Origin of the sequence: Paraburkholderia sp. Ac-20342, from assembly GCF_017104985.1 — a bacterium.
Classification (GTDB): domain Bacteria; phylum Pseudomonadota; class Gammaproteobacteria; order Burkholderiales; family Burkholderiaceae; genus Paraburkholderia.
Window position 1 is genome coordinate 112,303 of record NZ_JAAGPQ010000013.1, and the last position, 8,079, is coordinate 120,381.

4 protein-coding genes are annotated in these 8,079 nt (G+C 68.7%); all 4 read left to right on the forward strand.

What is annotated here, in order from left to right; all coding sequences use genetic code 11:
• Positions 1–30: 30 nt before the first annotated feature.
• Complete coding sequence (gene glgX / locus G3N58_RS07830) at positions 31–2,262, forward strand: glycogen debranching protein GlgX (RefSeq protein ID WP_167283645.1); 2,232 nt, start codon at positions 31–33, stop codon at positions 2,260–2,262.
• Between the two features lie 67 nt (positions 2,263–2,329).
• Entirely contained in the window at positions 2,330–4,258 is a 1,929-nt protein-coding gene (treZ, locus tag G3N58_RS07835; protein ID WP_205998888.1) for a malto-oligosyltrehalose trehalohydrolase, read from the forward strand.
• On the forward strand, positions 4,255–6,615 hold the full coding sequence (gene malQ, locus G3N58_RS07840) for a 4-alpha-glucanotransferase (protein ID WP_205998889.1): 2,361 nt from the start codon (positions 4,255–4,257) through the stop codon (positions 6,613–6,615). Before treZ ends, malQ begins: the two co-directional genes overlap by 4 nt.
• Positions 6,612–8,079, forward strand: a 1,468-nt coding sequence (treY, locus tag G3N58_RS07845) for a malto-oligosyltrehalose synthase (protein WP_205998890.1), incomplete at its 3' end; no start/stop codon positions are given. The genes malQ and treY, both read left to right, overlap by 4 nt.

An 8,079-nucleotide genomic window follows, 5' to 3' on the forward strand; every position in this document is an offset into this window, starting at 1 on the left:
GCTCATAAGTCAGAACAGGAAAGGGGAACCATGTCGCATGCCATGCCCGACCGGCTGCTGCCCGGCGCGCCGTATCCGCTCGGAGCGAGTTGGGACGGCCTCGGCGTGAATTTCGCGGTGTTCTCCGCGAACGCGCAGAAAATCGAGCTTTGCCTGTTCGATCCCACCGGCCGCAAGGAGATACGCCGCTTCGCGCTGCCCGAATGCACCGACGAAATCTGGCACGGCTATCTGCCGAACGCGCATCCGGGCACCGCGTACGGCTTTCGCGCGCACGGGCCGTATCAGCCGCAATACGGGCATCGCTTCAATCCGCACAAGCTGCTGCTCGATCCGTATGCGCGCAAGCTCGTCGGGCAATTCCGCTGGTCCGATGCCCTGTTCGGCTTTCGCATGCATTCGAATCGCGCGGACCTGTCGATCGACCGGCGCGACTCGGCGCCCGCGATGCCGAAGTGCGTCGTGATCGACGAGGCATTCGACGCCTCGCACGACCGGCGCCCGGACGTGCCGTGGGGCGACACCGTGATCTACGAAACGCACCTGCGCGGCACCTCGATGCTGCGCGCCAACCTGCGCCAGCACGAACGCGGCACCTTCGCCGCGCTGGCCTCGCCCGAGTTCATCGAGCATCTGCTGAAGCTCGGCGTGACAGCGGTCGAACTGCTGCCCGTGCATGCGTTTCTGAACGACCGTTTTCTGGTCGAGCGCGGGCTGCGCAACTACTGGGGCTACAACACCGCCGCGTTCTTCGCGCCGGAGCCGTCGTATCTGAGTTCGCACCGGCTCGACGAAATGCGCATCGCGGTGCGGCAGTTGCACGCGGCCGGCATCGAGGTGATGCTCGACGTGGTCTACAACCACACCTGCGAAAGCAACGAAATGGGACCGACGATCTCGTGGCGCGGGCTCGACAACGCGAGCTACTACCGGCTGATTCCCGGCGACGAGCGCCACCACATCAACGACACCGGCTGCGGCAACACGCTGAACCTCGCGCATCCGCGCGTGCTGCAAATGGTGATGGATTCGCTGCGCTACTGGTCGAGTGCGTTCAACATCGACGGCTTTCGCTTCGATCTCGGCGTGACGCTCGGGCGCGAGAGCCACGGCTTCGATCCGGGCTCGGGCCTCTTCGACGCGTTGCGCCAGGACCCGCTCCTGTCTCAGCGCAAGCTGATTTCCGAGCCGTGGGACATCGGCCCCGGCGGCTATCAGCTCGGCAATCATCCGCCCGGTTTCAGCGAATGGAACGATCGTTTTCGCGACACCGTGCGGCGCTTCTGGCGCGGCGACGCGGGCCTGCGGCCCGATCTCGCCGCGCGCCTGACGGGCTCGGCCGATCTGTTCAACCGGCGGCACCGCAAACCGTGGGCGTCGATCAACTTCATCACGTCACACGACGGCTTTACGTTGGCCGATGTCACCGCTTACGAGCAGAAGCACAACGAGGCGAATCAGGAAGACAACAACGACGGCCACAACGAGAATTGCAGCCGCAACTGGGGCGTGGAAGGCCCGAGCGACGACCCCGCGATTCTCGCCACGCGCCGGCGTGTGTCGCGTTCGCTGATCGCGACGCTGCTGGTCGCGCTCGGCACGCCGATGCTGCTGGCCGGCGACGAGGCACTGCGCACGCAGTTCGGCAACAACAACGCGTATTGCCAGGACAACGAAATATCGTGGCTCGACTGGCCGCTCGCGGATTCGCCGGAAGGCCGGCGCATGACCGAGTTCGTTGCGCGCATGGTCGCGTTGCGCAAGCGCCATCCGCTGCTGCGCGAAACGCGTTTTCTGTTCGGCGACCGCGAGGTGCTGCCGGGCCTGTTCGACGTCGGCTGGTTCGACGAGCACGGCGACCCGCTTACGATCGAAGCCTGGGAAGACCCGGAAGGCCGCGCGTTCACGTTGCGCCGCGCGGGTCCGGGCCTGAATGGCGAAACGGAAGTATTGTTATTGATGCTCAACGCGCACGAGGAGCCGCGGCAGTTCGTTCCGCCCGCCCCGCATCTGGAATGGCACGTGCTGTTGGACACGGCGGCCCCGGACGACGCGCCGCGGCGGCTCGCCACGGCCGAAGTCGAAGTCGGCGCGCACACGCTCGTGATGCTGGCCGCGCAGCCGAGCGGCGAGGCGGACTGGCAGGCCGGCTGGAAAGCCGGCGCGCGGCACGGCTCGCGGCTGCTGAGCGCGCTGCCGCCCGATCCTCGCGCCGGCGGCGAGGCCGGCGCGGAAGCGCCGGAAGGCGATGTGTCGCCCTAACCGGCGACCACTGCGGCAAACACGTTGCAAGACAGTTCGATAGCCGATTCTCGAAGGGTGAAGAATCATGTCCGAAAGTCCGATTGATCCTCATGCGCATCATCACGCGCATTGCCTGCCGTTCAGCGCGCAGCTGATCGGCGCGACGGGCGCCAGGCCGCGCACGCGTTTCCGTTTCTGGGCGCCGTCGTGCAAAAACGCCCAGGTGCTGATCGAAAACGGTCCCGCGCAGGGCGCGCACGACATGACGCCGGCCGGCAACGGCTGGTTCGAGGCGAGTGTCGAGAGCGGCGCGGGCACGCTGTACCGCTTCCGGCTCGACGACGGCCAGGTGGTGCCCGATCCGGCCTCGCGTTTCCAGCCGCAGGACGTGCATGGACCGAGCGAAGTGATCGACCCGCGCGCGTATCGCTGGGAGCACACCGGCTGGCACGGCCGGCCCTGGGAGGAAACGGTGCTGTACGAATTGCACGTCGGCGCCATGGGCGGCTATGCGGGCGTGCAGAAGCGCCTCGCGGCACTTGCCGCGCTCGGCGTCACCGCAATCGAGCTGATGCCGGTGAACGATTTCCCCGGCCGCCACAACTGGGGCTACGACGGCGTGCTGCCCTACGCGCCCGATTCCGCCTACGGCCGCCCCGACGAGTTGAAGGCGCTGATCGACGCCGCGCACGGTCTCGGCCTGATGGTGTTTCTCGACGTGGTCTACAACCACTTCGGCCCGGACGGTAATTATCTGCACCGCTATGCACGGCCGTTTTTCCGCGCGGGCGCGGCGACGCCGTGGGGCCCCGCGATCGACTTCGAGCGCGGCGAAGTGAGCGAATTCTTCACCGACAACGCCGTCTACTGGATCAACGAATACCGCATCGACGGGCTGCGCTTCGACGCAGTGCATGCGATCGGCCATCACGACTGGCTGCGCGAATTGTCCGACCATATTCGCGCGCGCGTGCAGCATGGCCGCCACGTGCATCTGGTGCTCGAAAACGAGCGCAACAGCGCGAGCCTGCTCGACACGCATTTCGACGCGCAATGGAACGACGACGCGCACAACACGCTGCACGTGCTGCTGACCGGCGAAACCGAAGGCTACTACCACGCCTACGAAGACCAGCCGATCCGCCGCCTCGCGCGCGTGCTGGCCGAGGGCTTCGCGTATCAGGGCGACCCGTCGCCGATTCACGACGGTGCGCCGCGCGGCGAAGCCAGCGGACATCTGCCGCCGACCGCGTTCGTGATGTTCCTGCAGAACCACGACCAGATCGGCAATCGCGCCTGCGGCGAGCGGCTGCGCTCGCTGACTTCCGACGACGCGCTGCGTGCCGCGACCGGCCTGCTTCTGCTGTCGCCGCAGATTCCCCTGCTGTTCATGGACGAGGAATACGGCTCGACGCAGCCGTTCCTGTTTTTCACCGACTACACCGGCGATCTCGCCGACGCGGTGCGCGAAGGACGTCGGCGCGAATTCGCGCGCTTCTCCGCGTTCAGCGACGAAAAGCGGCGCGCGCTGATTCCCGATCCGAACGATGCGCGGACGTTCGCGGCGTCGTCGCCGCCCGCGCCCGATTCTTCAACCGATACCGCAGCCGCTGCGGCGTCGAACCCCGACCGCCTCGACTGGCTGCACTTCTACAAGTCCGCGCTCGCGGTGCGCGCGAAGCTCATCACGCCGCGTCTGAAGCACGGCAAAGCACTCGGCGCGCGCGTGCTGCCCGCAGCCGACGGCAGCGACGCGAACGCGCTCGTCGCGCGCTGGAAACTCGGCGACGGCGAGACGTTGTCGATCGCGCTGAATCTGTCGCAGGACGAGGTTGCGTTCGGGCATGCGCCCGACGGCAAGGTGATCTTCGAAACGCCGCCGCGCGTGCGCGAGCGGATCGATGCCCACGTGTTGCCGGCGCATGCGTTCGTCGCGTGGCTCACGGGCGACGTCAGCGAATACGCGAGCGGCCACGATGCGCGCATCGCGGGCCGCCAGGAGCATCGCGCGTGACGACCCGACGCCCCCCCAACGACAGGATCGCCGCGCTCGCCGTCCGCGCCGGCTTCGAGGTGGAGTGGCAGGACGCGCATCGCACGACGCAGCGCGTGCCCGAGAGCACGCTCGCGACACTGCTCGAACGCATGGGTCTACCGTGCGGCAACGCCACGCAGACTCGCCAGAGCGCCGCCGCTCTGGAGACCGAACTATCGGGCCGCAAGCTGCCGCCGCTGATGACCGCAATGGTCGGGCGCGGTATCGCACTGCCCGCCGCCGCGGTCAAATCGGGCAGCCATTACCGGATCGAACTCGAAAGCGGTTCGATCATCGACGGCCGCTTCACGGCGCCGAAGGGCGAGGAAGCGCTGCTCGCGCCGATCGACGAAGCCGGCTATCACACGCTCGTCATCAACGAGCAGCATGTGACGCTCGCGGTCGCGCCGCCGCGCTGCTATACCGTCGCCGATGCGTGGCGCACCTTGCACGACGGCCGGGAGGCACCGCCCGCGCCGCCGCTGTGGGGCATCGCCGCGCAACTGTACGGCTTGCGCCGCGCGGGCGACGGCGGCATCGGCGATTACACGACGCTCGCGCAACTCGCGCGGCACAGCGCGCAACGCGGCGCGCATGCGCTCGCCGTCAGCCCGACGCATGCGATGTTCAGCGCGCAGCCCGAGCGCTTCAGCCCCTACTCGCCGTCCTCGCGTTTGTGGCTCAACGTCGCGCATATCGACCCCGCCGCGATGTTCGGCGCCGACGCGATGCAGGCCGCGCTGGCGGCCGTGCTGCCGTCGGCAAGCGCGCGCAACGCGTGGGCGCAATACGCGCAATACGAAAACGCGCCGCTGATCGACTGGCCGAATGCGACGCCGCTGAGGCTCAAGGTATTGCGCGCGCTCTACGAGCGGTTCAACACCGACGAGCGCGCACAGCCCACGCCGCGCGCGCTCGAATTTCACGGCTTCTGCGAACGCGCCGGCCGCGCGCTCGAAGATCACGCGCGCTTCGAAGCGTTGCAGGCCGCGCAGCTCGCGCAGGGCGGCGACGGACACTGGCGCAACTGGCCCGAGGCGTTGCGCGATCCGCGCAGCCCCGAAGTCGAGGCATTCGCCGCCGCGCATCGCGCCGAGGTCGACTTCCATCTGTTCCTGCAATGGCTCGCCGCACGCGGCCTGGCGCATGCGCAGCACGTCGCGCGCGAAGCCGGCATGGCGATCGGCCTGATCGCCGATCTCGCGGTGGGCTGCGACAGTGCCGGCAGTCACGCATGGTCGTATCCCGACGACATGCTGCGCAGCGTTTCGGTCGGCGCGCCGCCCGATCTCTTCAACCAGGCCGGCCAGTCGTGGGGACTCACCACGTTCTCGCCGCGCGCGATGCGCACGCAGGGCTTCGCCGCGTTCATCGACATGCTGCGCGCCGCGTTCGCGCAGGCGGGCGGCATCCGCATCGACCACATTCTCGGCTTGCGGCGGCTGTGGCTCGTGCCCGACGGCGAGAGCGCGCGCAACGGCGCGTATCTGCGCTATCCGCTCGAAGACCTGTTGCGGCTTATCGCGCTCGAATCGTGGCGGCATCGCGCGATCGTGATCGGCGAGGACCTCGGCACCGTGCCACCCGGGTTTCGCGAGCGGCTCGACGAACATGGCATCGATGGCATTCGCGTGCTGTGGTTCGAGGGCGCGTCCGGCGGCGACGGCTTCAAGGCGCCGCGCGACTGGGACCACCATGCGGTCGGCACAACCACCACGCACGATCTGCCGACCGTGGCCGGCTGGTGGCGCGGTAGCGACATCACATGGCGCAACCGGATCGGTCAGACGCTGGCGCGCGCCGATGGCCGTGATCCCGAGCAGGTCGCGCAGGAAGAACGCACGCACGACCGCGCGAAGTTGTGGCGCGCGTTCCAGCAGGCGGGCGTAGCCGCCCATGCGTTGTCCCCGCGCGGCCCGCAGGACGGCGCGCCCCCCGACAGCGCGCCGGTCGACGCGGCGCTCGCGTTCGTCGCGGCCACGCCCTGCGAGCTCGTCACGCTGCCGCTCGAAGACCTGCTCGCGCTCGTCGAGCAGCCGAACCTGCCGGGCTCGATCGACGAGCATCCGAACTGGCGCCGCCGCATGACGCTGCCGGTCGATGCGATGTTCGACGACGCCGCGTTCAGCAAGCGCCTGCGCGAGATCGACCGCGTGCGCCGCGCCGCCGCTTCGGTGCCGGCCGGCGCGCCGGATTCGGATGCTTCGGCCTCTTCCGCTTCCCCGGCTTCCCCGGCTTCCGCTTCGGCTTCGGCTTCGGCTTCGGCTCCGGCTTCGACTTCGGCGCGCCCCGCTACCCCTTCATCCAACGCTTCTTCGGAGCCCGACACGCCATGACCGTCCCACGCTCCACCCTACGCCTGCAGTTCCATCGAGGCTTCACGTTCGACGACGCCGCGCGCCACGTCGAATACTTCGCCGCGCTCGGCATCAGCCACCTGTACGCATCGCCGATCACGACGGCCGAGCCCGGCTCGACGCACGGCTACGACACCGTCGACTACACCGACGTCAGCGCCGAATGCGGCGGCGAGGCGGGCTTGCGGCGCCTCGTCGAAAAGCTGCGCGCGCACGACATGGGCCTCATCGTCGATATGGTGCCGAACCATATGGGCGTCGGCGGATCGAGCAACGCGTGGTGGCTCGACATCCTCGAATGGGGGCGCCACAGCGCGTATGCGCGCCACTTCGACGTCGACTGGCATTCGCCCGACCCCGCCTTGCGCGGCAAGGTGCTGCTGCCGATGCTCGGCGCGCCCTACGGCGAGGAGCTTGCCGCGGGCCGCATCGCGCTGCATTTCGCGGCCGACAGCGGGCGCTTTGATGTTCGCTACGGCCCGCACGTATTCCCGGTGTGCCCGATCGATTACGCGGCGATCCTGCTGAGCGCCGAGCGCGCCGATCTGGGCGCGCTCGCCAACCGCTTTCAGGGACTCACGACGCAGCCCGCCGATCAGCCGCGCGCGGCCGTTGCGCGCGACGCGCTGCGCGAGTTCGCGGCGCGCAACGGCGCCGCAGAGCTCGACTTCGTGCTCGAAGCGTATGCACCGGAAGACCCGGTCACGCGCGACCGGCTGCATCGGCTGCTCGAACGGCAGCACTTCCGGCTCGCGTGGTGGCGCACCGCATCCGACGAAGTGAACTGGCGGCGCTTCTTCGACATCTCGACGCTCGCGGGCGTGCGTATCGAGCGGCCCGAGGTGTTCGACGCGGTGCATGCGCTGATCTTCCGGCTGTATCGCGAAGGGCTCGTCGACGGTCTGCGCATCGATCACGTCGACGGACTCGCCGAGCCGCGCGAATACTGCCAGCGCCTGCGGCAACGGCTCGCCGAGTTGCGCGACACGGCGCCGTACGTCGTGGTCGAGAAGATTCTCGGCCACGACGAGCCGCTGCGCGACGACTGGCCCATCGACGGCACGACCGGCTACGACTTCATGAACGACGTCGGCGCGCTGCTGCACGATCCGGCCGGCGCCGAACCGCTCGCGCGCACATGGGTCGAGCTGACCGGCCGCGCCGCGCATTTCGCCGACGAAGCGCTCGCCGCGCGCCGCAAGATTCTCGCGGAAAACCTCGCGGCGGAACTCGATCGCGCCGCGCGCGCATTGCACCGCATCGCGCGCGATTCGCTAGCGACGCGCGACTTCACGTTCACGACGCTGCGCCGCGTGCTGACCGAACTGGTCGTGCATTTCCCGGTGTACCGCATCTATCCGCAGAACGGCTTGCGCAGCGCCGCCGACAACGTCTACTTCGACGCGGCGCTCGCCCGCGCGCGGGCGACGCTGCCGCGCGCCG

Bases quoted from the DNA above. Each gene is read 5' to 3' on its own strand.
- glgX (WP_167283645.1), top strand. From the start codon at position 31: ATGTCGCATGCCATGCCCGACCGGCTGCTGCCCGGCGCGCCGTATCCG.
- treZ (WP_205998888.1), top strand. From the start codon at position 2,330: ATGTCCGAAAGTCCGATTGATCCTCATGCGCATCATCACGCGCATTGC.